Origin of the sequence: Paracoccus sp. MC1854 (assembly GCF_014164635.1) — a bacterium.
Taxonomy (GTDB): domain Bacteria; phylum Pseudomonadota; class Alphaproteobacteria; order Rhodobacterales; family Rhodobacteraceae; genus Paracoccus.
This window is the reverse complement of sequence record NZ_JACJFU010000122.1, coordinates 1-1,066: the sequence shown is the minus strand read 5'-3', so window position 1 is coordinate 1,066 and position 1,066 is coordinate 1. Positions and strand designations below refer to the sequence as shown.

Genomic DNA, 1,066 nt, shown 5'->3' with positions numbered 1-1,066 from the left:
ACAGACGCAAAATGCCCGCTGCGGTGGGCGTGCGCCTCCGGTCGGGGCTACGCCCTCCTCCGTCACATGCCCACCGCGGCGTCTCATCCAGGTTGACGCGGAATCTCATCCTGTTTGTCGCGCAGCAGAAGCCGTCATGCAGGCGAGACTCGTATCGAAGGCACCGGTCATCATCACCGTGCGGCGGTCCGCGCAGAGCGAGGGGATCACCTCGGAATGGCGCGCCGTGGTTGGAGGGGTGATCTTCGATCTCAAGGAGGACCCAAGGCCCAGCGAGGATGGCGGGTTTTTCGAGGTACTGGCCGAGGGATGATGATGTAAGCCCGCCGAGAACCGTGCCTAGGATCGATTGCGCGCGCAGCGCTGGCGGGCAGCCGCACCATGAAGGGCGGTTGCGCGGCGGGTGTCGCGACCTGCTCGTGCATTATCTCGCCACGCTCCGGTATGTGTTCATCGCCGTGGCGCTCATTGGGATAGCGGTCACGATATATGCCCGCATCGAAGGCTGGAAGGGGGGCGGCGGTGATCGCCTGGCTGCTCACCGGTATCGCCACGAGCCCGTGGATGCGGGCCATTTTGCGATACGGCACTAATGTGCTCGGCGTGCTCCTGTTCCTGCTTTCGCCTCGTCGGTCCGGCGAGCGCGCTGGCCGCCCCGCCGAACGCCTTGAGGCAACGGAGAAGACCAATGACGTCCAACGCCAGATGCTGGAGGCTGCGGCTCGCCGCCCTCGTTCTCGCGACGAGCTCGCTGAGCGGCTGAGCGACGGTCGGTTCTGAACATGGCGGCATGTCTGCATGTCCGCCGGCCGTGGAGTACAGTCGCGGTCTCCAGGCGCGTGCGGCCGACGAGCTCTTGCTGCTGCCTGAACGCTCGGTGCTGGCGGAGATGATGAGCGACTATGCCGTACTGCACGAGCAGTCTCGGAAGTGCGCCTCGAGAGTGTCTGATCTTCTGTGTATGACTGACCCGGTCCATGCTTCCTGAGAGGAGCAAGGACGATGACGATTTCCAACGAGCTGCTGGACGAGTTGCTGAAGGGCTGCAAGCGGCCCGAGGATCTGC

General features: G+C 64.4%; 2 protein-coding genes. Both read left to right on the top strand.

Going from position 1 to position 1,066, the window contains the following annotated elements; translation table 11 throughout:
- The first annotated feature begins 85 nt into the window (after positions 1-85).
- Positions 86-313, top strand: coding sequence for a head-tail adaptor protein (locus H5395_RS18380; protein WP_370576510.1), 228 nt, complete (start codon positions 86-88; stop codon positions 311-313).
- A gap of 209 nt (positions 314-522) precedes the next feature.
- On the top strand, positions 523-780 hold the full coding sequence (locus tag H5395_RS18375; protein WP_182793985.1) for a hypothetical protein: 258 nt from the start codon (positions 523-525) through the stop codon (positions 778-780).
- The last annotated feature ends 286 nt before the right edge of the window (positions 781-1,066 follow it).